28 protein-coding genes are annotated in these 26,272 nt (G+C 72.8%); 17 read left to right on the top strand and 11 right to left on the bottom strand.

Annotated features, from left to right (window positions below):
• Nucleotides 1-104 precede the first annotated feature (104 nt).
• Nucleotides 105-1,103 (top strand): LacI family DNA-binding transcriptional regulator, encoded by a 999-nt coding sequence (locus KVF89_RS13715; protein WP_257426216.1) that lies wholly within the window; start codon nt 105-107, stop codon nt 1,101-1,103.
• A 113-nt stretch (nt 1,104-1,216) separates the two neighbouring features.
• Here the strand turns inward: KVF89_RS13715 and KVF89_RS13720 are convergent, their stop codons facing one another.
• The 3 genes from KVF89_RS13720 to KVF89_RS13730 all read right to left on the bottom strand — a co-directional run bounded on the left by KVF89_RS13720 (nt 1,217) and on the right by KVF89_RS13730 (nt 3,441).
• Nucleotides 1,217-1,918, bottom strand: a complete 702-nt coding sequence (locus tag KVF89_RS13720; RefSeq protein WP_257426218.1) for a class I SAM-dependent methyltransferase — start codon at nt 1,916-1,918, stop codon at nt 1,217-1,219.
• Between the two features lie 8 nt (nt 1,919-1,926).
• Nucleotides 1,927-2,565, bottom strand: coding sequence for a VOC family protein (locus KVF89_RS13725; protein ID WP_257426219.1), 639 nt, complete (start codon nt 2,563-2,565; stop codon nt 1,927-1,929).
• A 114-nt stretch (nt 2,566-2,679) separates the two neighbouring features.
• Nucleotides 2,680-3,441: a DUF3109 family protein gene (locus KVF89_RS13730; RefSeq protein WP_257426221.1), complete on the bottom strand. Its 762-nt coding sequence runs from the start codon at nt 3,439-3,441 to the stop codon at nt 2,680-2,682.
• 59 nt (nt 3,442-3,500) lie between these two features.
• Between KVF89_RS13730 and KVF89_RS13735 the strand changes: the two genes are divergently transcribed.
• From KVF89_RS13735 to proC, 6 genes are all read left to right on the top strand, one after another.
• Nucleotides 3,501-4,439, top strand: a complete 939-nt coding sequence (locus tag KVF89_RS13735; protein WP_257426223.1) for a Ppx/GppA family phosphatase — start codon at nt 3,501-3,503, stop codon at nt 4,437-4,439.
• The gene (locus KVF89_RS13740) at nt 4,436-5,260 is read left to right on the top strand and encodes a sugar phosphate isomerase/epimerase family protein (RefSeq protein ID WP_257426224.1); all 825 of its coding nucleotides are present in this window, start codon (nt 4,436-4,438) and stop codon (nt 5,258-5,260) included. Before KVF89_RS13735 ends, KVF89_RS13740 begins: the two co-directional genes overlap by 4 nt.
• Complete coding sequence (locus tag KVF89_RS13745; RefSeq protein WP_257426226.1) at nt 5,257-5,847, top strand: TetR/AcrR family transcriptional regulator; 591 nt, start codon at nt 5,257-5,259, stop codon at nt 5,845-5,847. The genes KVF89_RS13740 and KVF89_RS13745 overlap by 4 nt, the downstream gene beginning before the upstream one ends.
• A gap of 27 nt (nt 5,848-5,874) precedes the next feature.
• Entirely contained in the window at nt 5,875-6,591 is a 717-nt protein-coding gene (locus KVF89_RS13750) for an ABC transporter ATP-binding protein (RefSeq protein ID WP_257426229.1), read from the top strand.
• The gene (locus KVF89_RS13755; RefSeq protein WP_257426231.1) at nt 6,588-7,322 is read left to right on the top strand and encodes an ABC transporter permease; all 735 of its coding nucleotides are present in this window, start codon (nt 6,588-6,590) and stop codon (nt 7,320-7,322) included. Before KVF89_RS13750 ends, KVF89_RS13755 begins: the two co-directional genes overlap by 4 nt.
• Nucleotides 7,323-7,423: 101 nt before the next feature.
• Nucleotides 7,424-8,242 (top strand): pyrroline-5-carboxylate reductase, encoded by an 819-nt coding sequence (gene proC / locus KVF89_RS13760; protein ID WP_257426232.1) that lies wholly within the window; start codon nt 7,424-7,426, stop codon nt 8,240-8,242.
• Between the two features lie 191 nt (nt 8,243-8,433).
• Here proC and KVF89_RS13765 read toward each other — a convergent pair whose 3' ends face one another.
• The 5 genes from KVF89_RS13765 to KVF89_RS13785 all read right to left on the bottom strand — a co-directional run bounded on the left by KVF89_RS13765 (nt 8,434) and on the right by KVF89_RS13785 (nt 12,753).
• The gene (locus tag KVF89_RS13765; protein ID WP_257426234.1) at nt 8,434-9,126 is read right to left on the bottom strand and encodes an HAD family hydrolase; all 693 of its coding nucleotides are present in this window, start codon (nt 9,124-9,126) and stop codon (nt 8,434-8,436) included.
• A 32-nt stretch (nt 9,127-9,158) separates the two neighbouring features.
• Entirely contained in the window at nt 9,159-10,115 is a 957-nt protein-coding gene (gene trpS / locus KVF89_RS13770; RefSeq protein ID WP_257426236.1) for a tryptophan--tRNA ligase, read from the bottom strand.
• Between the two features lie 147 nt (nt 10,116-10,262).
• Nucleotides 10,263-10,874, bottom strand: a complete 612-nt coding sequence (locus KVF89_RS13775; protein WP_257426238.1) for a TetR/AcrR family transcriptional regulator — start codon at nt 10,872-10,874, stop codon at nt 10,263-10,265.
• Entirely contained in the window at nt 10,871-11,323 is a 453-nt protein-coding gene (locus KVF89_RS13780) for a hypothetical protein (protein ID WP_257426240.1), read from the bottom strand. Before KVF89_RS13780 ends, KVF89_RS13775 begins: the two co-directional genes overlap by 4 nt.
• On the bottom strand, nt 11,323-12,753 hold the full coding sequence (locus KVF89_RS13785; RefSeq protein ID WP_257426241.1) for an MFS transporter: 1,431 nt from the start codon (nt 12,751-12,753) through the stop codon (nt 11,323-11,325). The genes KVF89_RS13780 and KVF89_RS13785 overlap by 1 nt, the downstream gene beginning before the upstream one ends.
• 353 nt (nt 12,754-13,106) lie before the next feature.
• Between KVF89_RS13785 and KVF89_RS13790 the strand changes: the two genes are divergently transcribed.
• The 4 genes from KVF89_RS13790 to KVF89_RS13805 all read left to right on the top strand — a co-directional run bounded on the left by KVF89_RS13790 (nt 13,107) and on the right by KVF89_RS13805 (nt 16,052).
• Nucleotides 13,107-13,322, top strand: coding sequence for a helix-turn-helix domain-containing protein (locus KVF89_RS13790; protein ID WP_141005928.1), 216 nt, complete (start codon nt 13,107-13,109; stop codon nt 13,320-13,322).
• A 295-nt stretch (nt 13,323-13,617) separates the two neighbouring features.
• Complete coding sequence (locus tag KVF89_RS13795; RefSeq protein ID WP_008356322.1) at nt 13,618-13,719, top strand: 30S ribosomal protein bS22; 102 nt, start codon at nt 13,618-13,620, stop codon at nt 13,717-13,719.
• Nucleotides 13,720-13,798: 79 nt separating this feature from the next.
• Entirely contained in the window at nt 13,799-14,860 is a 1,062-nt protein-coding gene (locus tag KVF89_RS13800) for an NAD-dependent epimerase/dehydratase family protein (RefSeq protein WP_257426271.1), read from the top strand.
• The gene (locus KVF89_RS13805) at nt 14,853-16,052 is read left to right on the top strand and encodes a lysophospholipid acyltransferase family protein (RefSeq protein ID WP_257426273.1); all 1,200 of its coding nucleotides are present in this window, start codon (nt 14,853-14,855) and stop codon (nt 16,050-16,052) included. The genes KVF89_RS13800 and KVF89_RS13805 overlap by 8 nt, the downstream gene beginning before the upstream one ends.
• Before the next feature lie 35 nt (nt 16,053-16,087).
• On the opposite strand, the gene KVF89_RS13810 is transcribed toward KVF89_RS13805, so the two are convergent.
• From KVF89_RS13810 to KVF89_RS13820, 3 genes are all read right to left on the bottom strand, one after another.
• Nucleotides 16,088-17,251, bottom strand: a complete 1,164-nt coding sequence (locus tag KVF89_RS13810) for a DUF5667 domain-containing protein (RefSeq protein ID WP_257426275.1) — start codon at nt 17,249-17,251, stop codon at nt 16,088-16,090.
• 133 nt (nt 17,252-17,384) lie between these two features.
• On the bottom strand, nt 17,385-18,263 hold the full coding sequence (locus KVF89_RS13815) for a sigma-70 family RNA polymerase sigma factor (protein ID WP_257426277.1): 879 nt from the start codon (nt 18,261-18,263) through the stop codon (nt 17,385-17,387).
• Between the two features lie 153 nt (nt 18,264-18,416).
• On the bottom strand, nt 18,417-19,298 hold the full coding sequence (locus KVF89_RS13820) for an HAD family hydrolase (protein WP_257426278.1): 882 nt from the start codon (nt 19,296-19,298) through the stop codon (nt 18,417-18,419).
• Nucleotides 19,299-19,340: 42 nt separating this feature from the next.
• Here KVF89_RS13820 and KVF89_RS13825 point away from each other — a divergent pair, with 42 nt between their 5' ends.
• The 6 genes from KVF89_RS13825 (at nt 19,341) to KVF89_RS13850 (ending at nt 26,158) form a co-directional block, all read left to right on the top strand.
• Nucleotides 19,341-20,960, top strand: a complete 1,620-nt coding sequence (locus KVF89_RS13825; protein ID WP_257426280.1) for a class I adenylate-forming enzyme family protein — start codon at nt 19,341-19,343, stop codon at nt 20,958-20,960.
• Nucleotides 20,957-21,208: a glutaredoxin family protein gene (locus tag KVF89_RS13830; RefSeq protein WP_257426281.1), complete on the top strand. Its 252-nt coding sequence runs from the start codon at nt 20,957-20,959 to the stop codon at nt 21,206-21,208. The genes KVF89_RS13825 and KVF89_RS13830 overlap by 4 nt, the downstream gene beginning before the upstream one ends.
• A gap of 166 nt (nt 21,209-21,374) precedes the next feature.
• Nucleotides 21,375-22,079 (top strand): redox-sensing transcriptional repressor Rex, encoded by a 705-nt coding sequence (locus KVF89_RS13835; protein WP_257426283.1) that lies wholly within the window; start codon nt 21,375-21,377, stop codon nt 22,077-22,079.
• A gap of 76 nt (nt 22,080-22,155) precedes the next feature.
• Nucleotides 22,156-23,463 carry a glutamyl-tRNA reductase gene (locus KVF89_RS13840; protein WP_257426285.1) on the top strand — a complete coding sequence of 436 codons (1,308 nt, stop codon included), beginning with the start codon at nt 22,156-22,158 and terminating at the stop codon, nt 23,461-23,463.
• Nucleotides 23,460-24,491 carry a hydroxymethylbilane synthase gene (gene hemC / locus KVF89_RS13845; RefSeq protein WP_257426286.1) on the top strand — a complete coding sequence of 344 codons (1,032 nt, stop codon included), beginning with the start codon at nt 23,460-23,462 and terminating at the stop codon, nt 24,489-24,491. Before KVF89_RS13840 ends, hemC begins: the two co-directional genes overlap by 4 nt.
• Entirely contained in the window at nt 24,488-26,158 is a 1,671-nt protein-coding gene (locus KVF89_RS13850; RefSeq protein WP_257426288.1) for a bifunctional uroporphyrinogen-III C-methyltransferase/uroporphyrinogen-III synthase, read from the top strand. Before hemC ends, KVF89_RS13850 begins: the two co-directional genes overlap by 4 nt.
• Nucleotides 26,159-26,272: the final 114 nt, after the last annotated feature.

The raw sequence follows: 26,272 nt of genomic DNA on the forward strand, positions 1-26,272 counted from the left end.
GGACAGACGGCCGACACAAGTCCCCCGGCACGCGGCGGCTGTGGAGATCGACGTGGGAGAATCGGGCGGTGGACACCCCCCGACCGCCGGCCACCCTCGCTGACGTGGCTGAGCGGTCCGGCGTGTCCCGGCAGACCGTGTCCAACGCGATCAACAACCCGGACCTGCTGCGGCCCGAGACCCTCGCGCGGGTGCAGCAGGCCATCGAGCATCTCGACTACACCCCCAACCAGGCGGCGCGGCACCTGCGCACCCGCTCCTCGCACCTGGTCGGGCTGCGGCTGAGCCCGCCCCAGGAGTTCACCGCCAACATGGCGATGGACCGGTTCGTGCACGCCCTGGTGGAGGCCTCGCGCGAGGTCGGCTACCACGTTCTGCTGTTCTCGGGTGGCCGGGTGGCCGAGGGGGAGCGGCCGGATCCGCTCGGTGGCTACGACGATCTCCTCCGCTCGACCGCCGTCGACGCGTTCGTGGTGACCGACACCTACCTCGGCAACCCGCAGACGGTCGGGCTGGCCCAGCGGCGTGCGCCGTTCGTGGCGTTCGGGCGGCCGTGGGACGACGCGGCGGCGGACCATCCGTGGGTGGACGTGGACGGCGCGGCCGGGGTCGAGGCCGCTACCGAGCACCTGCGGAGCCAGGGGCACGAGCGGATCGCCTGGCTGGGCTGGCAGCCGGGCTCGCGGATCGGCGAGGACCGACGAGCCGGCTGGCACCGCGCCATGACGGCCCTCGAGCTCCCGACGGCAGGCCTGGAGGCCGCCGTCGAGGACGACGTGCTCGCCGGCGGTCGCGCGGCGGCGTCGCTGCTCGAAGCGAGCGCGCCGACGGCGTTCGTCTGCGCGTCCGACACGCTCGCGGTCGGTGTGCTCGGTGCCCTGTCCGATCGCGGCCTGCAGCCGGGCCGCGACGTCGCCGTCGTGGGGTTCGACGACTCGCAGGTCGCCCAGGTGATGGGGCTGTCCTCGGTGCGCCAGCCGCTCGAGGAGGTGGCGGTGCACCTGGTCGCGGCGCTGCGTGGGCTGCTCGCGCCCGCGCATCCCGTGACCGCCGGGGTGCTGCTCCAGCCGACGCTCCGGATCAGGGCGTCGAGCGTTCGGTAGCGGGCCGCCGTCGGCCGGCAGCGTGGCGCCCGCGCGCAGCGCATCGACGGCAAGCGTGGGCCCGAAGGGTCTGCGCGCCGCCGTTGATCGGCGACACGCTCGGCCCAAGTGGTTCAGAAGGTCTTGGACCAGAGGTTGACCGCGTAGTCGACCTCCAGCCCCTGGTGCTCGCGCAGGATCTCCTCGGCGACCTCGCGCGTGAACTCGATCCGTACGACGGCCTCCAGGTCCGCGCGAGACGCGAACCGCCAGCCCATGTCGACCCGGTCGAGGGTCCAGCCGCGCACACTCCAGAACCGCTCGGTGTCCGTCGGCGGGTCGAGGTGCGGATAGCCACGGCGGAACCAGCCGCCGAACGTGGAGCGCGAGCCGTCGTTGTCGATGATCAGCGCGACGCCGCCGCGACGTACGACGCGGTCCAGCTCGACCAGCCCGGGCTCGCTGCCGCGCCCGAAGAAGTAGGCCCAGCGGGCGTGCACCACGTCGACGGACGCGTCGGGCAGGGGGATCTCCTGGGCCGTGCCGCGGAGCACCTCGGCATGGGCGACGCCGCGGGTGCGCAACCGGCGCCCGGCGAGCTTCGCGAGGCCGGCATGCGGCTCGACACCGATCACGCGCGCCGCGGTCTCGGCGAACCGGGGGAGGTGGAAGCCGGTTCCGCAGCCCAGGTCGAGCACGACCCGGTCGTCCCAGGTGGCGCGCCCGCGCATCGCCGCCCAGAGGCGGCCGTCGGGGTCGGCCGCGCGGTTCTCGAGCTCGTAGGTCGCCGTGTGGTTCCAGATGTTGGGGCTCGGAATCGTGCCCCGGGGCTGCATCGGCAGGGTCAGATGCGGACGACGCCGCTCGGCGTGAGCACCTGGGCGGCGAGGATGCCGGGGGTGCCGTGCGGGGCGACCCACTCGACCTTCACGTCCTCCAGCGGCGCCTCGACCGTCTCGCCGAGCCACTCGCTGACCCGCTGCGGGTCGCCGGCGATCTCGATGCCCGCCAGCGACACGGTGCCGTCGGCGCCCGTCGAGGGGTGCAGGTCGGTCGGGATGTCCCACTGCAGGAAGAACGGGAGCTGCGGGTCGGCGATGAGGCCGTTGATGCCGATCTGCTTCCAGCGCAGCTCGGTGCCGTCGGGACGGTGCCGCGACCCTGGCACGGCCGAGCGGCCGAGGCGCTCCTCGACGACCGCGATGTCCGGGACCGCGACGGCCCAGCCGAGCCACCCGCCGCCGAGGCCAGAGCGGGCCTTCACTGCCTGGCCGAAGGGCGCCTTGTCGGATGCCGGGTGATCCAGCGCCTCGACGACCTCGAGGTAGGTGCCGTCGGTCAGGGGGAGGATCATGTTGCGGGTGCCGAAGCGCGGGTGGATGCCGCCGTCGACGAACTCACGCCCGATCGCTGCACCCAGGCGAGCTGCCGTGCTCGCAAGTCCGTCGGGGCCGGCGGCATAGGAGAGATGATCCAGGCGCATGCCAGACATTCTGAGCATGCCGGGAGTGGTCCGACGAATCGGGGTCCCTGTCTCTTGACGTCGAGAGGTGGGGCGTCAGGGTCCGGATGGCCGGTTGCCTACCGTGGTGAAGCGTCAGCGGGGGTCGGCGGGGTGCAGGGCCAAGGCCGATCGGGAGCGCAGGTGCGCCTCGCAGCGGCGCACCAGCTCGTCGTACGCCTCCTGCCCCATGAGCGCCACCAGCTCGGGCTCGTTGGTGACGTAGACCGGCTCGACGCCGACGTGGGCCTCGGTGTTGCCGGAGCAGTACCAGTCGAGGTCGTGGCCGCCCGGGCCCCAGCCGCGGCGGTCGTACTCGGTGATGGTGACCTCGACGTACGACGTGCCGTCCATCCGCTCGATCTCGCGGAAGGTACGCCGGATGGGGAGCTGCCAGCACACGTCCGGCTTGGTCTCCAGCGGGTTGCGCCCGAGCTCGAGCGCCAGCCCGTGCAGCGCGCAGCCGGCGCCGCCGGCGAAGCCCGGCCGGTTGGAGAAGACGCACGAGCGCTGGCCGTCGACCTCGTGCATGCGGGTCTTCCGCTCGCCGTCCTCGTCCTTCTCGACCCAGTCCTTGCGCTTGACCGGCCGGCCGGGGTGGGACTGCCAGTGCTCCGGCGTCAGCTGGTCGACGAAGGTCTTGACGCGCTTCTCGTCCTCCTTGTCGGCGAAGTGCGCGCCGAGCGTGCAGCAGCCGACGTCAGGGGAGTCGGCGTAGATGCCGGCGCAGCCGCTGCCGAAGATGCAGGTGAAGGACGACGTGAGCCAGGTGAGGTCGCACTTGAGGACCTCGGTCTCGTCGGCCGGGTTGGTGAACTCCACCCACGCACGGGGGAAGTCGAGTGGGACCTCGGGCACTCACCCCACACTAGTGGTCGCGTGGTCGTTTGCACGCCTGCGGCTAGTACCGTGGACGTATGCGTCTGGGTGTGCTCGACATCGGCTCGAACACCGGCCACCTCCTGGTGGTCGACGCCCATGGCGGTGCGGCCCCGCTGCCGGCGTACTCCTACAAGGAGCCGCTGCGCCTCGCCGAGCACCTCGACGCGAACGGCGACGTGTCGCCGACCGGTGTCGAGGCCCTGACCGCCTTCACCGCGCAGGCGCTGGTCGTGGCGGAGGAGAAGGGCTGCGAGGAGATGCTCCCCTTCGCCACCTCGGCGGTCCGCGACGCGGGCAACTCCGAGGCGGTGCTGGCCCACGTGGAGGCCCAGACGGGCGTGCGGATCGCGGTGCTGCCGGGCGAGGACGAGGCGCGGTTGACCTTCCTCGCCGTACGGCGCTGGTTCGGCTGGTCCGCGGGCCGGCTCGCCGTGTTCGACATCGGTGGCGGCTCGCTGGAGATCGCTGCCGGGTCCGACGAGCGCCCCGACGTCGCCTGGTCGCTTCCGCTGGGTGCCGCGCGGCTGGCCAGAGCGGAGTTCGCTGCGCGGCCCGACGAGGACCAGCTGCGTCAGATCCGGCGCCGGATCCGTGCCGACATCGCCCGCGACGCGGGCCACCTGCTGCGCGCCGGTACGCCGCACCGCGCGTCGGCGACATCGAAGACCTTCCGCTCCCTGGCCCGGATCTGCGGTGCGGCGCCCTCGGGCGACGGGCCGCTGGTCCCGCGCACGCTGCCGCTGGGCGAGCTGCGCCAGTGGATCCCCAAGCTGGTCGCGATGACGCCGGAGGAGATGGCGGCGCTGCCGGGGGTGTCCTCGGACCGGGCGCACCAGATCGTGCCGGGTGCGCTGGTCGCCGAGGCGTGCATGGACATCTTCGACCTGTCCGAGCTGGAGATCTGCCCGTGGGCCCTGCGTGAGGGCGTGATCCTCGAGCGGATCGACAAGCTGAGCGTCAACGACCCGTCATGACGACCGGCGCTCCGGGGCGTCCCCGGATCGGGCTCTCCACGAGCTCGGTCTACCCGGAGTCGACGGCCCATGCCTTCACGTACGCCGCCGCGGTGGGCTATGAGGCGGTCGAGGTGATGGTCGGCATCGACGCCCTCTCCCAGCAGGTGGATGCCGTCCGGCAGCTGTCCGAGCACCACGAGATCCCGATCAGCGCCATCCACGCGCCCTGCCTGCTGTTCACCCAGCGGGTCTGGGGCGTCGAGCCGTGGGGCAAGCTCGAGCGCTCCGCCGCGATGGCACGGGCCGTGGGCGCCGAGGTGGTCGTGGTGCACCCGCCGTTCCGCTGGCAGCGGGAGTACGCCCGCGACTTCGTCAACGGGATCGCCGCGCTGGAGGAGTCGTCGGGGATCGCGTTCGCGGTGGAGAACATGTACCCGTGGCGCGCCTCCCGCCGCCGGATGGAGATGTACCTGCCCGGCTGGGATCCCTCCGAGGAGCCCTACGCGAACACCACGATCGACCTGTCCCACGCGGCGATCGCCCAGTCCGACCCGGTCGCGATGGCCGAGCGGCTCGGCCCGCGGCTGCGGCACGTCCACCTGACCGACGGCACCGACTCCGCGAAGGACGAGCACCTCGTGCCGGGACGCGGCACGACGGGTGCCGACGCGTTCCTGCGGCAGCTGGCGGCCACCGGCTTCGCGGGCGAGGTCGTGCTGGAGATCAACACCCGGCGCTGCACGACGCGCGAGGAGCGGGAGGCCGACCTGCGGGAGTCCCTGGAGTTCGCGATCGAGCACCTCGCCGTCGTACCCGCCGACGCCGGGGACGGCGCGTGACCTCGTCGGTCCGGGGCCGGCGCCGCGGCAGCCCGGACACCCGCGCCGCCATCCTGGCGGCGGCCCGGGCCCGGTTCGCCGAGGCGGGCTTCGCCGGTACGACGATCCGCGGCGTCGCCGGCGCCGCGGGCGTGGACCCGGCGCTGGTGCACCACTACTTCGGCTCGAAGGACGACCTGTTCGTGGCCGCGCTCGAGCTCCCGGTGGATCCGCGGGCGGTGCTGGCCGACCGGGTCGCGGGTCCGCTCGAGGGGGCGGGCGAGCGGCTGCTCCGGGCGCTCCTGTCGGTGTGGGACGACCCCGCGGTGCGACCGGCACTGCTGGCGATGGTGCGCCGGCTGATCGAGCCCGGCGGCGACGCGCTGTTCCGCGAGGGCTTCCTCCCCGTGGTCCTGGTGCCGCTGGGCTCGGCGCTGGGCGTCGACGCGCCGGAGCGGCGGATGCAGCTGGTCGCGAGCCAGGTGATCGGCGTGATCGTGCTGCGCTACGTCGTCCGCGCCGAGGTGATCGTCGCGATGGACGCCGACGCGCTGGTGGCGGCGTACGCGCCGGTGCTGGACGGCTTCCTCGCGGGCCCCTTGCGCTGAGGTCGCGCCAGGCGCATTATTCAACACATGATGAATTCGGTCGTGGCGATCGAGGGGCTCCGCGTCGTGAGGGGCGGCCGGCCGGTGCTCGACGGTCTCGATGTCGCGATCGGTCCGGGCGTGACCGGGCTGCTCGGGCCGTCCGGGTGCGGCAAGTCCACGCTGCTGCGCAGCATCGTCGGCGTACAGCGGGTCGCGGCCGGCGCCGTGACGGTGCTCGGTGAGCCGGCGGGCAGCCGGCCGCTGCGCGAGCGGGTCGGCTACCAGACCCAGTCCGCGAGCATGTACGACGACCTGACGGTCCTCGAGAACCTCCGCTTCTTCGCCCGGGTGCTGGGCCTGCCGCCTCCCGCGGCCGAGGAGGCCCTGGCGGCGGTGGATCTGGGTGGTCACCGTGACGGGGTGGTCGGGCGGCTCAGCGGCGGCCAGCGCTCGCGGGTCGGGCTCGCCGTCGCCCTGCTGGGGGCCCCGGACCTGCTGGTGCTGGACGAGCCGACCGTCGGCCTCGACCCGGTGCTGCGGCGTGACCTGTGGGCGCTCTTCCACCGGATCGCCGACGCCGGCACCGCCGTCCTGGTGTCGAGCCACGTGATGGACGAGGCGGAGCGCTGCGACGCGCTGCTGCTCATGCGGGCGGGCCGGATCATCGCCCACGGCACGCCGGCCGAGATCAAGGAGTCGCAGGGGGCGGCCGACATCGAGTCGGCCTTCCTTGCCCTCGTCGAGCAGGGGGACGCGGCATGACGCCCCGGGTCACCGTGGCGATCGCCGTCCGCGTTCTCACCCAGCTGCGTCGCGACCACCGCACGCTGGCGATGCTGCTCGTGCTGCCCTGCCTGCTGCAGGCGCTGCTGTGGTGGATCTTCCAGGACACCCCGCTGGTCTTCGACCGGATCGGACCGGCCCTGCTGGCGATCTTCCCGTTCTTCGTGATGTTCCTCGTCACCAGCATCACCACGCTCCGCGAGCGCTCCGGAGGCACCCTGGAGCGGCTCTTCACCATGCCGATGGGCCGCCTCGACTTCCTCGGCGGCTACGCCCTCGCGTTCGGCGCGGTCGCCGCGGTGCAGGCCGCGCTCGCGGCCGGGGTCGCGATCGGGCTGCTCGACCTCGACCTGCGCGGCCCGGACGTGCTGCTGGTGGTGGTCGGTGTCGCCGACGCGGTGCTCGGCACGGCCCTCGGACTGTTCGTCTCTGCGTTCGCCCGGACCGAGTTCCAGGCGGTGCAGTTCCTGCCGGCCGTGGTCGTGCCGCAGATCCTGCTCTGCGGGCTGATCGTGCCGCGCGACCGGCTGCCGCAGGTGCTCGAGGCGGTGGCGAACGTGCTGCCGCTGACCTGGGCGGTCGACGCGATGGAGCACCTGGCGACCACGACCCGCACCGGCGAGGTCTGGCGCGACGTCGGCATCGTGGTGGCCTTCGCCCTGGCGGCGCTCGCCCTCGGGGCCGCGACGCTCCGGCGCCGTACCGACTGATCCGAGCCGTCGAGAGCCCCGTGTGACGAGGACGCGCTCGGCCGGAGTGGCGCAGCGTCCTGCCGACCTGAGACTCTTCCTCACGTCGTTGGTCTCCAGAAGTGAGTGAGCAGGACGTGGGCGAGAAGCGGACCGCTGTCATCGGTGCGGGTGTGATGGGGGAGACCCTGCTGTCCGGCCTGATCCGGGCCGGCCGGAGCGCGGCGTCGCTCGTGGTGGTCGAGAAGCGTGCCGAGCGCGCGGCCGAGCTCGCGGAGAGGTACGGCGTCCGCGTGGTCGACGGCGTCGCCGAGGCTGCGGCAGCGGACACGGTGCTGCTGGTCGTCAAGCCGCAGGACATGGCCGACGTGCTCACTGAGCTCGGCCCGACGCTGCGGCCCGGCCAGCTGCTCGTGTCGCTCGCGGCGGGCATCACCACCGGCTTCGTCGAGTCGCGCGTGCCCGACGGCGTCGCCGTCGTCCGGGTCATGCCCAACACGCCCGCGCTGGTGGACCAGGGCATGGCGGCCATCTCGCCCGGCACCCACTGCGACGAGAGCCACCTCGCCGAGGCCGAGGACCTGATGGCGTCGGTCGGCCGGGTGGTCCGGGTCCCCGAGAACCAGCAGGACGCCGTCACGGCGATCAGCGGCTCCGGGCCGGCGTACGTCTTCTTCGTGGTCGAGTCGATGATCGAGGCGGGCGTCCACCTCGGGCTGCCGCGGACCATCGCCCAGGAGCTGGTGATCCAGACCCTGGTCGGCTCGGCGACCATGCTCCGCGAGACCGGCGAGCACCCCGCGGTGCTGCGGGAGCAGGTCACCTCGCCCGGTGGTACGACGGCTGCGGCCCTGCGCGAGCTCGAGGTGCACCGGGTGCGAGCCGCCTTCCTGGCCGCGCTCGAGGCTGCGCGGGATCGCTCCCGGGAGCTGGGCAGCTGACTCGGTTGGCGTTGAGTCGTCGGTTCTGACCTGTTGAGTCGTCGGTTCTGACCTGTTGAGTCGTCGGTTCCGACCGGTCGAGTCGTCGGTTCCGACCGGTTGAGTTCGCGGCGACGGCGGGACAGATCTGGCGAGTCGACAGGTCAGAACTGACGAGTCAACAGGTCAGATGTGACGACTCAACCCCAAACTCAGGCCACCTGGGCCAGGCCGCGCACGGTCTGCACCCGTCCGCCGGCCCGGCGGCCGTCGTGGCGGCCGTAGCGGTCGAGCAGCCGCGCCTGCAGGCCCGCCCGCTGGGCGCCGACGACGTCGTGGCGCAGCGAGTCGCCGACCATGAGCGTCGCGGCGGGCGCGGCGCCGAGGCGCGCGCAGGCGGTGAGGTAGGAGCGGGGGTCGGGCTTGGCCGCCGGCAGTTCTGACGACGCGAAGACGGGGACGTCGGCGCGGAGCAGCCCGGTGCGGCGCAGCTTCTCGGTCTGGATGGCCAGCTCGCCGTTGGTGAGGATGCCGACCGGCAGTCCGGCCCGGCGGGCGCGCTCGATCGCCGCGGCCGCGTCGTCGAATGCCCGCCAGGCGGCGCGGTAGCAGCCGAGGAAGCCGGCGTAGACGTCGTCGGCGAGCGCGTCGTCGGACAGGTCCCAGCCGGGCAGGAAGTCGCGGATCCGTGCCCGCCGGTGCTCGGTGTAGGTCACCTCGCCGCGCTGGGCGCGCTCGTAGTGGCGTGCCTCGAGCACGAACCACCGCTCGACGTGGGTCTCGAGCTCGGTCGGTGACTCCGCCAGGCCGAGCCCGGCCAGCCACGCCCGGAGGCCGCGGTCGGCCGCGCCGCGATGGTCCACCAGGGTGTCGTCCAGGTCGAGGAGCAGGGCCTGGAACGTCATGCGGAGCAGTCTGCCAGCGGCCGCCGACACCCTCACAGCCCCATCGCGCTCCGCGCCGCCGTCAGGACAGGGCCGGTCACCTCGCGGCACCGCTCCGCCCCTCGGGCATAAACCTCGGCGACGTGGGCCGGGTCCGCGGCCAGCTCCCGGTACCGCTCCTGGAGCGGCCCCAGCTCCGCCACCACCGCGTCGGTCACGGCCGTCTTGAGGGCGCCGTAGGTCGCGATCCCATCCGCCGAGCCGCCGCAGGCGACCAGGATGTCGATCAGGTTGGTGACGCCCGGCTTGGCCGTGCGGTCGGTGCGTACCGCGTCCGGCCCCGTCTCGGAGTCGGTGACGGAGCGGGCGACCTTCCGGCGTACGACCTCCGGCGGGTCGAGCAGCGTGATCGACCCCGCCTCCGGGCCGGACTTGCTCATCTTGCGGGTGGGGTCCGCGAGGTCCATCACCCGCGCGCCCGCCGGCGGCACGGTGATCTCTGGGATCGTGAACACCTCGCCGTAGGTGGCGTTGAACCGCAGTGCGAGGTCGCGCGTGAGCTCGACGTGCTGGCGCTGGTCGTCGCCGACCGGCACCCGCGTGGGCCGGTAGAGCAGGATGTCGGCCGCCATCAGGACGGGATAGGTGAACAGTGAGGTGCGCACCGACTCCCGACGGCGAGACTTCTCCTTGAACTGGATCATCCGGCCGAGTTCGCCGGTGGTTGCGACGCACTCCAGCAGGTACGCGAGCTCGGCGTGCGCCGGCACCTGGCTCTGCCGGAACAAGATGCTGTCGTCCAGTCCCGCCGCGAGAAGCAGGGTGGCCTGCTCGGTGACCGCGGCCCGCAGCGTCTCGGGAGAGCGGGGTGTCGTGAGGGCATGCAGGTCGGAGATGCCGTAGAAGCAGTCCGCCCCGGCTTGTGCCGCGCGCATCGGGCGGAGGGCGCCGAGGAGGTTGCCGAGAGTCAGCCGACCGCTCGGCGTGAGGAGGGAGAGACGTCGGGGCATGGAGTGCTCCTGGGGTAGGCCCACGGGCGCCGGGACCGTCCGGAGAAGCACGACGGCCGCCCGTGGGCGGCCGATGATGGGTGTGTCGAGGGCGGCCGCCGTCAGGCGGCCCACCAGGTGAAGCTCATCGGGGTCGACACCCCTCGATCATCGCACGAGGCGCAGTACGCCGACGTCGGGGACCGTCTGCCCCGGCGGGGTCAGCAGCCCCAGCATCGTGGCCGCGATGGCGTGCGCGGCCTCGTCGGCGGGCAGCTCGCCGGCGTAGACCGACGTGGCGGCGGCGTGGGTGACGGTGTGCATCGTGGTCACCAGCCAGGACACCGGCAGATCGGTGCGGAAGCGGCCCAGGTCGCGGCCGTGGTCGATCAGTCGCTGCGCCCGCTCGCGCGGCTCGCTGTGGGCCGCGGCCATCTCGGCGACCGGCATGCTCTTCTCGGCGGCGACCACCAGGGCGCCGTACCGGAGGGTGACCTGCCAGGTCGCGTCGATCAGCCGGACCAGGGCGGCGGCGGGGTCGCCGGAGAGGTCGATGCCGCGCAGCGACGCCTCCGACTCCCGCATCGCCCGCTCGACGACCGCCGCTACCAGTACGGCGCGGTTCTCGAAGTGCCCGTAGAGGGTCACCCGGCCGACGCCGGCCGCCTTCGCGATGTCGTTGATGCTGGCGTCCGGGTCGCGGGCCAGGGTGGCGGTGGCGGCGTCGAGGATCGCCTCCACGTTGCGGCGCGCGTCGGCACGGCGTGGACGAGTGGTCACGAGGCCATCATCGTGGACGCCCGGTCGCTGCCGCCGCGGCGCGGGTGGCAGCCGGCGTACTCCTCCCAGCGCCAGGCCATCGCGGCCAGCATCAGCACGAACATCGCCACGTGGCCGACCAGCATCAGGCCGCCCGCGTCCAGGACGCCGGTCCAGTACAGGGGCAGCGCGACCGCGAAGCCGGCGTACATGACGGCGCACATCTCGACGATCGGTGCCCACCGGTGGCCCCGGAAGCGCATCCAGCCGGCCATCGGCAGCGCCATCGTGGTCGCCATCACGAGCGTCTCGACGCTCGCGGAGCGCAGCCATGACGAGTCGTCGGCGGCACCGGTCGCGAGCAGCCAGACCGGCCAGAGCAGCATCATGCCGATCAACATGGCGGCGACCATCTCGCCGTAGTGGAGCGCGAACCTGCGGATCTGTCGGGTGCTCGGTGTGGTGCTCATCAGTGCAGACCTCCGGTGGGGTGGGTGGCTCCGGGCGTGTGCCCGGGAACGGAGACGAGGGAGAGGACGGCCGCGGCGACCGCCACGCCGGCGGCCACCGCGAACCCGTGGACGAAGCCGGTGGTCGTGGTGCCGGCGATGCTGGCCGCGGCGACGCTCGAGATCACCGCGGCACCGAGCGAGGCGCCGAACTCGTGGAACGTGCTGACGATTCCCGAGACGATCCCCGACTCGTGGGCCTGGACGTGGCCGAGGGCCGTGGCCGACGCGGCCACGAAGAGGGCGCCCAGGCCGAGCGCGGCCCCGGTGAGGCCGAGGACCACGGCGGCCGAGCCGTCGACCAGGGCCGGTACGGCGAACCCGGCCCCGGCGACGAGGAAGCCCACCGTGGCGAGCGTCCGGCCGCCGACCCGTCCGATCAGATGTCCGCCGCCCGTGGCGCCGATGACCGTGGCGACGGCGATGGGGAGGAAGAGCAGGCCGGTGACCAGGGCGCCCCGTCCGGCGTGGTGCTGCAGGTAGAAGGTGCCGAGGAAGAAGCCCGCGACCATCAGCGCGGTCGCCGAGACGACGAGGAAGGTGCCGCTCGCGACCGGGCGCCGGGTGAGCAGGCGCAGGTCCATCAGCGGCGAGCCGGCGGTGAGCTGGCGCAGGCCGAACAGCACGTAGAGCAGGGCTGAGCCGGCGAGCAGGCCGAGAGTGCGTCCGCCGAGCCAGCCGTGGTCGCCGGCGCCGATGAGGGCGTAGATCGCGGTGCCGGTCGCCGCCGTGACCAGGGCCGCGCCGGCCAGGTCGAGGCGGCGCGCCGTCGTGCGGGACACGCCCGCCGAGCCGGCCGGGAGTCGTCGGGCGAGGCCGACGGCGACGACGATGCCGATCGGGACGTTGACGTAGAAGACCCACGGCCAGCCCGGGCCGGCGGTGAGCACGCCGCCGAGGAGGACGCCGAGCGCGGCGCCGCCGCCACCGAGGGCGGACCAGACACCGAGGGCGCGGTTGCGCTCCTCGCCCTCGAACAGCCGCAGCACCGCGGACAGGGCGGCGGGGGAGAGCAGAGCGGCGCCCAGGCCCTGGGCCACGCGGCTGCCGACGAGCACCTCGGGAGAGCCGGCCAGGCCGGCTGCCAGCGAGGCGGCGGTGAACAGGGTGAGGCCGGTGAGGACGACGGGGCGGGAGCCCAGCAGGTCGGCGACGCGGCCACCGAGCAGGATCAGACCGCCGAACGCGAGCGTGTAGGCGCTGACCACCCACGTGGTGGCGGCGCGGGAGAGGTCCAGGTCGGAGCCGACGTGGGGCAGCGCGATGGCGACCACGGTGACGTCGACGATGAGCATCAGCTGGGCGGTGCCCAGGAACGCGAGCGTGCCCCAGCGGCGGGGGTCGGGTGTGCTGGTGCCCGGTGCCGGGGCGGCGGTGGTGGGGTGGGACATCCGTACTCCTAAGTCGAACAGCAATGTTCAGAATCATAAGTCGAACATGCGTGTACGACAAGAGGGATTCACGGACGCCGCGGGGCGGGTCGGGCGCGGCTGCCCGCGGCCTGGCGGTTGGCCGGAAGGGGGCTCGGGCGGCGGCCGGGGGTACTGGGAACGGATGGCGTGGACGCGCGGGACGACGTCCCGAGTCACGCACCGGTCAAGTCGACACGCCGCACTGAGAAAGTTTCACTGACGAATCTCTTCCCCACGAGTCACATCTGGCCCTATTGTCACGCAAGTGGCGTCCGGTGTTCACAGCTGGGGAAGGCGGTGACGGACGCAGCACACAGAAAGCGTGGTTGGTCATGGCTCCTACGTCGCGCGAGCGCGCCGAGTCCCTCCCGGACCCGAAGTTCCTTACGATCGCCGAGGTCGCCTCGGTCATGCGCGTCTCCAAGATGACGGTCTACCGTCTGGTGCACAGCGGCGAGCTCCCGGCCGTCCGGGTCGGTCGCTCGTTCCGGGTGACCGAGGACGACGTGAACGAGTACCTGCGCAAGTCGTTCTACTCGGCTGGTTAGGCCGAGTGTGTCGCGCTGCCCTGCTGGGGTGACGCGCAGTGTAGGAATCGCCTCTGAAGAGGCGAAACTGTCGCTTCTTGACCGTTGCAACGGTCGAGAAGCGAGGGAATCGCCTCTTCAGTGGTGATTCCTACAACCCGCGCCACGGGGCGTGCGTGCGATCTGCGTCCCATCCCCCGCGCTGATTCTCCGCGCTCACGATGGTCCGGATAGGCTGACCGATGCTCCGGGGTCTCCCGGGGCGTCGTACGTCACGCCGAGCGCTGCCGCGCCCGGCGCTCTGGAGAGGTTCCACGTGGGTTCTGTCATCAAGAAGCGCCGCAAGCGCATGGCGAAGAAGAAGCACCGCAAGCTGCTGAAGAAGACGCGCGTCCAGCGTCGCAAGCTCGGCAAGTGACCCGAGCGAGCCAGTAGCTCACGCAGTCTCGCCTCGTCGGCGCCCTGGTGCGCCGACCTGAACCGAGGAGTCGGTGGAGATGGGCGCCGGACGCACGGTCCTGGTCACAGGGGTCTCACGAGACCTCGGCCGTACCCTTGCGCGCGCCCTGGCCACCGACCCCGGGATCGACCGGGTCATCGGTGTCGACGTCATCCCTCCGCGGGGTGACCTCGGCGACGTCACGTTCGTGCGTGCCGACATCCGCAACCCGGTCATCGCGAAGGTCATCGCGAAGGAGGACGTCGACACCGTCGTCCACATGAGCGTGATCGCGACCCCCGGCTCCGCCGGTGCCCGCGGCACCATGAAGGAGCTCAACGTCATCGGGACGATGCAGCTCCTGGCGGCCTGCCAGAAGGCCGAGGGGCTGCGCACCCTGGTCGTGAAGTCCTCGACGACGGCGTACGGCGCCAGCAGTCGCGACCCCGCCATGTTCACCGAGGACATGGAGCCCCGGCGCCCCGCCCGCACGGGGTACGCGAAGGACGTCGTCGAGGTCGAGCAGTACGTCCGCGGCTTCGCGCGCCGCCGCCCCGACGTGCGGGTCACCCTGCTGCGCTGCGCCAACGTGATCGGCCCGCGGGTGGCCAGCCCGCTGGCGTCGTACTTCCGGCTGCCGGTGATCCCCACCGTGCTCGGATTCGATCCGCGGCTGCAGTTCCTGCACGAGACCGACCTCTACCGCGTGCTGCGTCACGCGGTGCGTGAGGACCGCGGCGGGACCTTCAACGTCGCCGGCGACGGCCTGCTGATGCTCTCCCAGGCGCTGCGCCGCGCGGGCCGGCCCAACGTCCCGGTGCCCGGGTTCGCCTTCGGCAGCCTCGGCTCTGCGCTCAAGTCCGTCCGCCGTGCCGATCTGTCGCCCGAGCTGGTCGCGTTCTTGACCTACGGGCGCGGTGTCGACACCACGCGGATGCGCAGCGAGCTCGGGTTCGAGCCGCAGTACACGACGTCCTCGGCGTTCGCCGAGTTCGCCGCCTCGCTCCCGCCGGGAGCGCGCCGCACCGAACGCGTGCTCGGCTCGCTCGCCGAGCGCCTCCCCGCGGTCGACGACGACCGTCCCGCCCAGCTCACCCTCGCTGGAGGCACGGATGGCTGACGCCGAGATCATCCCGATCGGCACCCGCGGCCAGCCCGGCCGCGGCACCGGCAAGCGCCCGTCGGCCGCGGCCCGGGGGCTCGCGCCGAAGAGCGCGACGCCGCGCAAGGCCGCCCCGGCGAAGAAGCCGGCGACGCCGACACCGGACGGCGCTCCGGTCGAGGAGCGTCCCGTCGTCGACGACACCCCCGTCATCGAGATCCCGTCGCTGCTCGACACGCCGGCCGACGTACCCCCGACGACGTCGTCGACGGCGCCCGCGGCCCGCACCGAGGAGCGCGGCAGCAGTCCGCTCGCGGGCATCCCGGCCGGCGACTGGCTCTCGGCCTTCCAGCATGCCAGCAAGGAGCTGTTCGGCGACCAGTGGGAGCCCCAGCTTGCCCGCTTCCTCGCCTTCCTGCGGCGCCGGCTGACCGGCGACTACACGGTCGACGAGTACGGCTTCGACGCCGAGGTCACCGAGCGCTTCTTCATGGCGGCCCTGCGGCCGGTCGCGCAGAAGTGGTTCCGGATCGAGGTCCGTGGGATCGACAACATCCCGGCCGAGGGCGGTGCCCTGGTCGTCTCCAACCACTCGGGCACGGTGCCGGTCGACGGACTGATGACCATGGTCTCCATCCACGACCACACCGGTCGCTTCCTGCGCCCGCTCGGTGCCGACCTGGTGTTCCGGCTGCCGCTCGTGGGCTCCGTGGCCCGCAAGGGCGGTGCCACCCTGGCCTGCAGCGAGGACGCCGAGCGGATGCTGCGCGGCGGCGAGCTCGTCGGCGTGTGGCCGGAGGGCTTCAAGGGCATCGGGAAGCCGTTCTCCGAGCGCTACAAGCTCCAGCGGTTCGGTCGTGGTGGGTTCGTGGCTGCCGCGCTGCGCACGGGTGTCCCGATCGTGCCGCTCTCCGTGGTCGGTGCCGAGGAGATCTACCCGCTCGTCGGCAACATCCCGTCGCTGGCTCGGCTGCTCGGGGTGCCGTACATCCCGATCACGCCCCTCTTCCCCCTGCTGGGACCGCTCGGCCTGGTGCCGCTGCCGTCGAAGTGGCTGCTCGAGTTCGGCGAGCCGATCCGGACCGACGAGTACGACGCGGGCGCGGCCGATGACCCGATGCTGGTGTTCAACGTGACCGACCAGGTCCGCGAGACCATCCAGCAGACGCTCTACAGCCTGCTGATGCAGCGCGAGTCCGTCTTCCGCTGAAGCCGAGCCCCCAGGGGGACCGGGCTACGCGCCGGCTACGGCGTCTGGTTGGTGCCGAGCAGGCCGCCGAGCAGCCCGCCCACGCCTTCGACGAGCGTGCCCACCAGCGACGGCGGGGTCGACCCGTCGGTGGTCTGGGGCTGGCCGTCGAGGCCCAGGGCGCCGGTGAGGCCGCCGGTGACCTCCTCGACCGCCTTGCCGACGGTGTTGGGCGGCTTGGGGGCGTCCGGCGGGCTCGGCTGCGTCGGCCCCTGCCCCGGTGGCGGCGGGGGCGGGCCGGGCTGGCCGGTCGCGGCGGGCGGCGCCGGGTCTTCCTTCGCCGGCTTGTCCTTCTTCGCGGCGGGCGGCAGCACCTGGGTCGCCGACGCGCTGATGTCGCCGCTGAGGACCGCGCTGAGCGGCAGGGCGACGAAGTCGGGGACCTGTGCGATGTCGCCCTCGGCGCAGCCGGGGCAGGTCTCCCACGCGGCGGCGTCGATCTGGCGGATCGTCTGCGTCGCGGTGATCAGGATCGAGCGGCTCTCGGACGGCACGGCCGGGCCGAGGGCGCCGAGCACGTCCATGCTCCCGCCGGCGAAGGCGCGCAGGTCGGCGATCCGGTCGGCCTTGCCGGTGGCGGCGTAGTCGTCGAGCGCGAACTCGGACGCCTGGCGGGCCTGGTCGGTGAAGTCCTGGAGCGTCTCGTTGACCGCGTCGGCGCTCGCGTCGCGCGCCACGAGCGACTGGAACTCGTCGAGACGGGACTCGGCGTGCGAGATGAGGGCCTCGGCCTTGGCGGCACCGTCGGGCTGCAGGTTGGTCTGGGCGTTCTCGATCGCCCGCTTGACGGGGTAGAGCACGTCGCCGGGCAGTGCGTCCTGCGAGGCCATCGCCATCGACCCGGTGGCGGACACCACGGCGAAGCCGCCGATCACGGCAGCCAGGCGGCGCTCGCGGGAGCCGCGTCGTTGGCGCGGGGTGAGCCGGACGGCCAGGTCCTCCTCGGCCCGCGCGGGCTCGCGCTCGGCGGCGGCGACCAGCTGGGAGCGCAGGGAGGCGACGAACTCGGGGCGGGCGGTGACGGGAGGCACGGCCCGCAGGGCCGCAACCATCTCGAGCAGCTCGGCGTGCGTCTGGTCGTCGGCTGCGACGTCCCCGCCGCGACCGGAGACCAGCGCGTCGAACTCCTCCGCGCCGCGCGACCAGCCGTTCCCGCGCATCACAACGTCCGTCCTCGTGTCGGGAGGGTCGCCACGACCCTCGAACTCTCTCGAACATCCAACGACGGGTCGGTCCCGCTGGTTACGGTCCGGACGGATGGAGGGGCATAGTCCGAATTGATCATCCGCTCGATCATCGGATCCCCTCCGGCATCAGCTTCGCCAGGTTGCGCACGCCACGCAGCTGGAGCTGCTTGATCGCGCCGTCGCTGCGACCGAGCGCCGCGGCGGTCTCGGCGATGCTCAGGCCCTGCAGGAAGCGCATGATGAGGCAGTCCCGCTGCTCGTTGGGGAGCTTGGTGAGCGCCTCGAGCAGGATCTCGTTGGTCAGGCTGGCGAGGACGGCGTTCTCGGGGCCCTCGGTGGCGTCGTCGTGCTGACCCATGTCCTCGGTCGTCAGCTCGAGGCGGGTGCGGCCGGCCTTGAAGTGGTCGGTCGCGAGGTTGCGGGCGATGGTCATCAGCCAGGCGCCGAAGTCCTTGCCCTGCCACCGGAACGACGACATGTTGCGCAGCGCGCGGAAGAAGGTCTCCGAGCAGAGGTCCTCGGCGACGACCACGGAGCGGGTCCGGTAGTAGAGGAACCGGTAGACCGACGGCTGGTAGTGGTCGTAGAGCAGCCCGAACGCCTCCGCGTCGCCACCCCGGGCGAGCTCGACCAGCCCGATCAGCCGTTCGCGGGCCTCCGGGGAGTCCTCCGAGGAGGTCGCGAGCGTGGCGTCGCCGAACCCACCGGCGCCGTCGCGCTCGAAGCCGTCGGGGCTGCCGGGGCTGCCGGGGCTGCCGGGGCTGCCGGGGCCGGCCGGGTCGGCGGAGGTGTCGGCACTCGCCTCGCTCAGCAGCCGGTGGTCGCCCTCGGAGCGGCGGGCCGACGGTGTCGCGAACGGTCCGCCGGAGGGGCCGGTGGCAGGGACGCCGACCAACGCCGGGCCCAGGTCCGGGGTCAGCGCAGCGAGCACGGCCGCGCGCAGAGCGTCCAGCCCTCGCGACAGGTCAGTGCGCTGCCAGGTCATGCGGGTTCCCTCCCTACTGCCCCCGGAGGGGATCCTACGGCGGATCCGGGCGCCGCGATACCGGAACCTGAGAACCGGTCGGGGCGGGCCGCGGACCTCCCGCGCCGGAAGGTTACCGCCCGGTAGGGGTCGCCGTCACCGGTTGCCGGCGGATCAGGAGCGGTGCCGCTGGCGGCGTACGACGGCCCCGGCGATCGCTGCCCCGGTGGCCGCCGAGCCCATGATGATCCCGGCCCGGGCGGCCTTGCGGCCGGTCCGGTAGTCGCGGATCCGCCAGCCGTGGGCGCGGGCGTGGGCGCGCAGCTTCGCGTCGGGGTTGATGGCGCAGGGATCGCCGACGAGGCCGAGCATCGGCAGGTCGTTGGCGGAGTCGCTGTAGGCGGAGCAGAGGGACAGGTCGAGGCCCTCCCGCTCGGCGAGCGCCGTGACCGCGACCGCCTTCGCCGGTCCGTGCAGCATGTCGCCGACGAGCTTTCCGGTGTAGACCCCGTCGACGTGCTCGGCGACGGTGCCGAGGGCTCCGGTGAGACCGAGCCGGCGGGCGATCAGGCTCGCGATCTCGATCGGGGCCGCGGTCACCAGCCAGACCCGCTGGCCCTGGTCGAGGTGCATCTGGGCGAGGGCACGGGTGCCCGGCCAGATCCGGTGCGCCATCGCCTCGTCGAAGATCTCCTCGCCGACGTCCTCGATCTCCTGCACCGTGTGTCCGGCGATGAACGCGAGCGCGGAGTTGCGGGCCTCGGCGACGTGCTCGGGGTCCTCGACCCCGACGAAGCGGAAGTAGGCCTGCTTGTACGCCGCCCCGAGGATGTCGCGCGTCGTGAAGAACTTGCGCCGGTAGAGACCGCGGGCGAGGTGGAAGATGCTCGCGCCCTGCATCACGGTGTTGTCGACGTCGAAGAACGCCGCCGCGCGCGGATCGGCGGGGTGCGCGAGCGCGGTCTCGACCTCGGCGGCCGCGGCCGCCGCCTCGCCGGCCAGTCGGGACCTTTGCTGCAGGTTCAGCCGGCGGGGGCGGTCGGCGGGCGGCACCATGCGGCCCACCCTAGAAGAAATGCGCCCGCGTAGGATCCCTCCATGTCGTTGTCGGACGAGACGAGTGCTGTCCCCGACGTGGCCGCCCTCGTCGCGTCCGCCGCCGCCGAGCACCCGGAGCGGCTCGCCGTCGTCGAGGCCGGCGGTCGCGGACTCACCTGGTCCGACCTCGAGGACGAGGTCGGCCGGGTCGCGACCGGGCTCGGCCGTGCCGGCATCCTCGCCGGGCACCGGGTGCTGCTGGCGCTCGGCAACCGGCTGGAGTTCGTGACGTCCTATCTCGGCGTGCTGCGCGCCCAGGCCGTCGCCGTGCCGGTGAACCCCGGCTCCACAGCCACCGAGCTCGCGGCGATGCTCGTCGACTGCGGTGCCCGGCTCGTGGTCGCCGACGGGCAGACCGTCGTCGCCGTCCGGGACGCCGTGGCGCGCGCCGAGGTCGCGGCGGCGGCTCGGGACGAGCACCGCCCGGCGCCGCGGATCGTCCTCGTCGGCACCGACCCCCAGGACGACGAGGGCGCGTACGACGACCTCCGCTCCGAGACCGCCGTCCCGGTGCCGCCGCTGCTGGACCCCGAGAAGCTCGCCGTCCTGCTCTACACCAGCGGCACGTCCGGGCGACCGCGGGCCGCGATGCTCACCCACCGCGCCCTGCTGGCGAACGTCGACCAGGTCGCCGCCGTACGGCCTCCCATGATCCACTCCGACGACGTCGTGCTCGGCGTCCTGCCGCTGTTCCACGTCTACGGCCTCGGGGCCGTGCTGGGCGGGGTGATCCGGCACCGCGCCAAGCTGGTGCTCACCGAGCGCTTCGACCCCGAGGGCACGCTCGACCTGGTGGAGGACGAGGCGTGCAGCGTCGTACCGGTCGCGCCGCCGGTGTTCGCGGCCTGGCGCCACGTGGACGCGCTCGCCGAGCGGCTCGGGCCCGTCCGGATGATCCTGTCCGGCTCCGCCCCGCTCGCAGCCGAGACGGTCGAGGAGTTCGGTGCGCTGACCCGGGTGCCCATCCATCAGGGCTACGGCCTCACCGAGGCGTCGCCGGTCGTCACCAGCACCCTCCGCTCGGCCGAGATCAAGCCCGGCTCGGTGGGCGCCGCGCTCGACGGCATCGACATCCGCCTGGTCGACGACGAGGGCCGGCCGCTGGACGCGGCGGCTGCCGACGACCCCGGCGAGATCCAGATCCGCGGCCGCAACCTGTTCAGCGGCTACTGGCCCGACGGTCACGACGGTCCCGGCGACGACGGCTGGTGGTCGACCGGCGACGTCGGCTTCCTGGACGCCGACGGCGACCTCTTCCTGGTCGACCGGGTCAAGGAGCTGGTCATCGTGTCCGGCTTCAACGTCTACCCCACCGAGGTGGAGGCGATCCTCGAGGAGGTTCCCGGCGTGCGCCAGGCCGCCGTGCTCGGCGTGCCCGACGAGCAGACCGGCGAGGCCGTGGTCGCGTACGTCGTGCCCGACTCGGGAGCGGTGGCCGGTGCCGACGCGGTGGCGGTGGTGGCCGCGGTCGAGGCCGCGGCCGAGGAGCGGCTGGCGGCGTACAAGAGACCGGTCCGGGTGGAGGTCGTCGACGAGCTGCCGCGGACCGTGACGGGCAAGATCCGCAAGGGCGTGCTGCGTGGCGCCGAGCGGCGCAAGGCCCTGGGGATCCTGGAATGAGCGGCGTGCGCGCGCCCCGGGTCACCCTCTACAGCCGCCCCGGCTGCCACCTGTGCGACGACGCCCGCGCGGTCATCGAGGCCGTCTGCGCCGAGCTGGGGGAGAGCTACGAGGAGCTGTCCATCGACGACGACCCCGCGCTCGCCGACCGCTTCGCCGACGAGATCCCGGTGACCTTCGTCGATGGGCGCCAGCACGACTTCTGGCGGGTCAGCGCCGACCGGCTGCGCGCGGCACTGCGCGGCTGATCCGGTAGCTGAACCGCAAACCGCCCCGCCCCGAGCCGGTACCGGTGTGACGTACCAGTCGCCCCGTCGAGTTGCGCCTCCGCCCATTTTGTTCTCGCGTTCACAAACTCCTACAGTGATCGAGCCGCGCCACTGACGTTCGGTAGCGCGGCTGGAAAGTGGAGCTGTGACCACACGTAGTTCGACGGATGCCGCCCGGGTCATCCCGGAGGCCACGGTCGCCCGCCTGCCTGTGTACCTGCGGGCGCTGACGGCGCTGGCCGACAACGGGATCCGCACCTGCTCGAGCGAGGACCTCGCGACCGCGGCGGGCGTCAACAGCGCCAAGCTGCGCAAGGACCTGTCCTACCTCGGGAGCTACGGCACCCGAGGCGTCGGGTACGACGTCGACTACCTGCGCTACCAGATCGCACGTGAGATCGGCGTCACCCAGGACTGGCCGGTCGTCATCGTGGGCATCGGCAACCTCGGTCACGCCCTCGCCAACTACTCCGGCTTCCGCAGCCGCGGCTTCCGCGTCGTGGCGCTGCTCGACGCCGACGAGTCCGTGGTCGGGCAGAGCGTGGCGGGCGTCGTCGTCCGTCCCTTCCGCGACCTCGAGGAGATCGTCCGCGAGCACGACGTCGCGATCGGCGTGATCGCCACCCCCGCCGTCGCCGCGCAGGACGTCGCCGACCGGATGGTCGCGATCGGCATCACCAGCATCCTCAACTTCGCGCCGGCCGTGGTGGCCGTGCCCGAGGGCGTCGACGTGCGCAAGGTCGACCTGTCGATCGAGCTGCAGATCCTCGCCTACCACGAGCAGCGCAAGGCCAATGGCGCCGACGCCGCGGCCGCGGTCGCGGTCGAGACCGGGGGAGGTGCGGCGTGAGCGAGCGAAGCGAGCGAGCCATGTCACGCCGCGCGTCCTGCACCTCGTCGACTTCCGAAGCGAAGCGAGGACGTCGATGAGCGTGCTGGTCGTGGGCATCTCCCACAACTCCGCGCCGGTCGCCCTGCTCGAGCGGGTCGCGCTCGACCACGACGGCGTGCAGAAGCTGATCGCCGACGCCGCGTCGTGTGAGCACGTCAGCGAGGCGACGGTCATCGCCACCTGCAACCGACTCGAGATCTACACCGAGGTCGAGCGCTTCCACGGCAGCATCGAGCAGATCTCCCGGCTGCTGGTCGACCGGGCCGGCGAGTCGACCGAGGCGATGCTCCCGCACCTCTACGTCCACTACGACGACGGCGCGATCTCCCACCTCTTCCAGGTGGCTGCCGGCCTCGACTCGATGGCCGTCGGCGAGGGCCAGATCCTCGGCCAGACCCGCGAGGCGCTGCGCCGGGGCCAGGAGCTCGGCACCGTCGGCCCCGCTCTCAACCTGCTGTTCCAGCAGGCGCTGCGGGTCGGCAAGCGCACCCGCGCCGAGACGGAGATCGACCTGGTCGCCCCGACCCTGGTCAGCGCCGCGCTCGACGAGACGGCGAAGGTCGTCGGCTCCGTCGACGGCAAGCACGTCGTCGTGGTCGGCGCCGGTGCGATGGCAGGACTGGCGACCGCGACCGCGAGTCGTCTCGGTGCCGGGCGCCTCTCGATCGTGAACCGCTCCGTCGACCGCGCGGTCCGGCTGGCCGTGCAGTACTCCGGCGAGGCAGTGCGCCTCGCCGACCTCGGCGAGGAGCTCGCCCGGGCCGACATCGTGATCAGCTGCACCGGCTCCTCCGGCACCATCATCGACCGCGCGCTGATGGACCAGGCACGTCAGGACACGGATCGGCCGCTCGCGCTGATCGACCTCGCGCTGCCCCACGACATCGCGCCGGACGTCGCCGACCTGCCCGGAGTCAGCCTGGTCGGCCTCGCCGAGCTCGCCGACCTGCTCCACGGCGGGGTGACCGGTCGCGAGGTCCAGGAGGTGCGCCGGATCCTCGGCGAGGAGGTCACCGCCTTCCTCGCCGCCCGCCGCCAGGCCAGCGTCACGCCGACCGTCGTCGCGCTCCGCTCGATGGCCACCAACGTCGTCGACGCCGAGATGACCCGCCTCGAGGGCCGACTGCCCGACCTCGACGAGGCGACCCGCGAGGAGATCCGGCACGCGGTGCGACGGGTCGCCGACAAGCTGCTCCACGAGCCGACCGTCCGGGTCAAGGAGCTCGCCAACGAGCAGGGCGCCGTCTCGTACGCCGCCGCGCTCGCCGAGCTCTTCGCGCTCGACCCCGACGCGGTCGACGCCGTCACCCGCCCCGTCGTCAGCGAGGAGGGCCGGTCATGACCTCCACCCCGTCCACTCCGCAGCTGCTGCGCATCGGCACCCGCCGCAGCGCCCTCGCGACCACCCAGTGCGGGCACGTCGCATCGGCCGTCGAGGACCTCGGTGTCGCCACCGAGCTCGTCGAGATCACGACCGACGGCGACCGCAGCCAGGCCACCGGGACCCCGCTCGCCGGCGGCTCGTCGACGGGGGTCTTCGTCAGCGCCCTGCGCGACGCGCTGCTCGCCGGCGAGGTCGACGTGGCCGTCCACTCGCTCAAGGACGTCCCGACCTACCCGACCGAGGGCATCACGCTGGCCGCCGTACCCCTGCGCGAGGACCCGCGCGACGTCCTCGTCGCCCGCGACGGACTCACCCTCGGCGAGCTGCCGCCGGGCAGCAAGGTCGCCACCGGCTCGCCCCGCCGGGTCGCCCAGCTCGAGGCGCTCGGCCTCGGCATCGAGCTGGTCGGGGTCCGCGGCAACGTCGACACCCGGATCGGGCGCATCCGCGAGGGCAGGTACGACGCCGTGGTGCTCGCCCGCGCCGGCCTGGCCCGACTCGGCCGGCTCGATGACGTCACCGAGGTCCTCGACCCGCTGAGCGTCCTCCCGGCCCCCGGCCAGGGCGCCCTGGCCGTCGAGTGTCGCAGTGACGACAGCGTCACCCTGGCCCTGCTCGCCCGGCTCGACGACAGCGCCACCCGGGCCGCCGTCACGGCCGAGCGGACCCTCATGGCGACGCTCGAGGGCGGCTGCACCGCACCGATCGGCGCCCTCGCCGAGGTCGCCGAAGGCGATGAGGGTCCCGAGCTGTGGCTGCGGGCCGTCGTCCTGTCCGAGGACGGCGTGCTCGCCGTACGCCGCTCCGCCTCCGCCGCGCTCGCCGCCGATCCCGCGTCCTGGCCGGCCGCCGCCGCCGAGCTCGGCGGCAGCCTCGGCGCCGAGATGCTGGGCGACGGCGCCGCCGAGCTGATGGCCCAGCTGAACCGCTCCACCGACTCGAACTCCCACCCGTCCGCACGATCTGCAGAGGTGCCCAACCCATGACGCGAGCCACGCCAGCCAAGAAGGCTGCAACGACTCCCGCCGCCCAGGTCCAGTCCGGAGGACCCGGCTTCACCGCCTTCGTCGGTACCGGCCCCGGCGACCCCGACCTGCTGACCGTGCGTGCTGTGAGGTTGATCCAGGACGCGGACGTCGTCATCACGGAGGAACCGCGCCACGCCGACCTGGTCACCGTGGTGCGCGCCCGGGTCGAGCGCCCCGGCGACGAGGTGGTCGCCGAGCCGGAGGTCATCGACGGCGGCTTCGGCGAGGACGGCCAGCCGCTCACCCACGCCGCGCGCGCGAAGGTCGTCGTGAAGCAGGCCAAGCGCGGCCTGCGCGTGGTCCGCCTCCTCGGGGGCGACCCGTTCCTCTACGCCTCCGGGCCCGAGGAGGCCCAGGCCGTCGCCAAGGCGAACCTCGCGTTCGAGGTCGTGCCGGGTGTCTCGTCGGTCGGGGCCGTCCCCGCCTACGCCGGCATCCCGCTGACCACCAAGGACCACCGTGAGGTGGCCGTGGTGACCTGCGGTGACAAGGTCGACTGGACCCGGTACGCCGACACCCCGACCCTCGTCCTGCTGTCGGCCGTCGGTCAGATCGGCGACATCGCCAAGCAGCTGATCGCGATCGGCCGGTCGCCGGAGACCCCCGTCGCGATGACCCGGGTCGGCACCACGACCGAGCAGCAGACGATCACCTCGACGCTGGAGCGGATCGCCGCCGACGCCCGCGCCGCCCGGATCGCCCCGCCGGCGATCACCGTCATCGGCGCGGTCGTCAACCTGCGCGAGAAGCTCTCGTGGTTCGAGACCAAGCCGCTGTTCGGCTGGCGGGTGCTGGTGCCGCGCACCAAGGAGCAGTCCGCGTCGCTGTCGGAGCGGATCCGCGAGTTCGGTGGCGTTCCGGAGGAGGTCCCCACGATCTCCGTCGAGCCGCCGCGCAACCCGCAGCAGATGGACAAGGCCGTGCGTGGTCTCGTCGAGGGCCGCTACGAGTGGATCGCCTTCACGTCCGTGAACGCCGTGAAGGCGGTGCGCGAGAAGTTCGAGGAGTACGGCCTCGACGCCCGTGCCTTCTCCGGGCTCAAGATCGCCGCCGTCGGCGACAAGACCGCCCAGGCGATCGCCGACTGGGGCCTGCGGGCCGACCTGGTCCCCTCCGGGGAGCAGTCCGCCGCCGGCCTGCTCGAGGACTGGCCCGAGTACGACGAGCAGCTCGACCCGATCAACCGGGTCTTCCTGCCCCGGGCCGACATCGCGACCGAGAACCTCGTCGCCGGCCTGATCGACCTCGGCTGGGAGTGCGACGACGTCACGGCGTACCGCACCGTGCGGGCGGCTCCGCCGCCGGCGCCGACCCGTGACGCGATCAAGACCGGCAAGTTCGACGCCGTCGTGTTCACGTCGTCCTCGACCGTGCGCAACCTGGTCGGCATCGCCGGCAAGCCGCACCCGTCGACGATCATCGCGGTGATCGGGCCCGCCACGGCCAAGACCGCCGAGGAGCACGGCCTGCGGGTCGACGTCATGGCCCCCAAGCCGGACGTCGAGCTGCTCGTCGAGACCCTCGCGGGGTTCGGCGCCAGCCGCCGGGTCGCGATGCTGGAGGCCGGCGAGCCGGTCACCAAGCCGAGCGACCGCAAGCCCTCGGCCCGGCGTCGCAAGGCCTGACCCGGCGCAGGTTGAATCGCAGTTCCCACCGACCCGGCGCAGATTGAATCGCAGTTCCCACCGACCCGGCGCAGATTGAATCGCAGTTCCCACCGACCCGGCGCAGATTGAACT

The sequence above is a fragment of the Nocardioides carbamazepini genome, assembly GCF_024614185.1.
GTDB lineage: Bacteria > Actinomycetota > Actinomycetes > Propionibacteriales > Nocardioidaceae > Nocardioides > Nocardioides carbamazepini.

Bases quoted from the DNA above. Each gene is read 5' to 3' on its own strand.
- KVF89_RS13720 (WP_257426218.1), bottom strand. From the start codon at position 1,918: ATGCAGCCCCGGGGCACGATTCCGAGCCCCAACATCTGGAACCACACG.
- KVF89_RS13725 (WP_257426219.1), bottom strand. From the start codon at position 2,565: ATGCGCCTGGATCATCTCTCCTATGCCGCCGGCCCCGACGGACTTGCG.
- KVF89_RS13735 (WP_257426223.1), top strand. From the start codon at position 3,501: ATGCGTCTGGGTGTGCTCGACATCGGCTCGAACACCGGCCACCTCCTG.
- KVF89_RS13740 (WP_257426224.1), top strand. From the start codon at position 4,436: ATGACGACCGGCGCTCCGGGGCGTCCCCGGATCGGGCTCTCCACGAGC.
- KVF89_RS13750 (WP_257426229.1), top strand. From the start codon at position 5,875: ATGATGAATTCGGTCGTGGCGATCGAGGGGCTCCGCGTCGTGAGGGGC.
- KVF89_RS13755 (WP_257426231.1), top strand. From the start codon at position 6,588: ATGACGCCCCGGGTCACCGTGGCGATCGCCGTCCGCGTTCTCACCCAG.
- KVF89_RS13765 (WP_257426234.1), bottom strand. From the start codon at position 9,126: ATGACGTTCCAGGCCCTGCTCCTCGACCTGGACGACACCCTGGTGGAC.
- trpS (WP_257426236.1), bottom strand. From the start codon at position 10,115: ATGCCCCGACGTCTCTCCCTCCTCACGCCGAGCGGTCGGCTGACTCTC.
- KVF89_RS13780 (WP_257426240.1), bottom strand. From the start codon at position 11,323: ATGAGCACCACACCGAGCACCCGACAGATCCGCAGGTTCGCGCTCCAC.
- KVF89_RS13785 (WP_257426241.1), bottom strand. From the start codon at position 12,753: ATGTCCCACCCCACCACCGCCGCCCCGGCACCGGGCACCAGCACACCC.
- KVF89_RS13790 (WP_141005928.1), top strand. From the start codon at position 13,107: ATGGCTCCTACGTCGCGCGAGCGCGCCGAGTCCCTCCCGGACCCGAAG.
- KVF89_RS13800 (WP_257426271.1), top strand. From the start codon at position 13,799: ATGGGCGCCGGACGCACGGTCCTGGTCACAGGGGTCTCACGAGACCTC.
- KVF89_RS13805 (WP_257426273.1), top strand. From the start codon at position 14,853: ATGGCTGACGCCGAGATCATCCCGATCGGCACCCGCGGCCAGCCCGGC.
- KVF89_RS13810 (WP_257426275.1), bottom strand. From the start codon at position 17,251: ATGCGCGGGAACGGCTGGTCGCGCGGCGCGGAGGAGTTCGACGCGCTG.
- KVF89_RS13815 (WP_257426277.1), bottom strand. From the start codon at position 18,263: ATGACCTGGCAGCGCACTGACCTGTCGCGAGGGCTGGACGCTCTGCGC.
- KVF89_RS13820 (WP_257426278.1), bottom strand. From the start codon at position 19,298: ATGGTGCCGCCCGCCGACCGCCCCCGCCGGCTGAACCTGCAGCAAAGG.
- KVF89_RS13825 (WP_257426280.1), top strand. From the start codon at position 19,341: ATGTCGTTGTCGGACGAGACGAGTGCTGTCCCCGACGTGGCCGCCCTC.
- KVF89_RS13830 (WP_257426281.1), top strand. From the start codon at position 20,957: ATGAGCGGCGTGCGCGCGCCCCGGGTCACCCTCTACAGCCGCCCCGGC.
- KVF89_RS13840 (WP_257426285.1), top strand. From the start codon at position 22,156: ATGAGCGTGCTGGTCGTGGGCATCTCCCACAACTCCGCGCCGGTCGCC.
- hemC (WP_257426286.1), top strand. From the start codon at position 23,460: ATGACCTCCACCCCGTCCACTCCGCAGCTGCTGCGCATCGGCACCCGC.
- KVF89_RS13850 (WP_257426288.1), top strand. From the start codon at position 24,488: ATGACGCGAGCCACGCCAGCCAAGAAGGCTGCAACGACTCCCGCCGCC.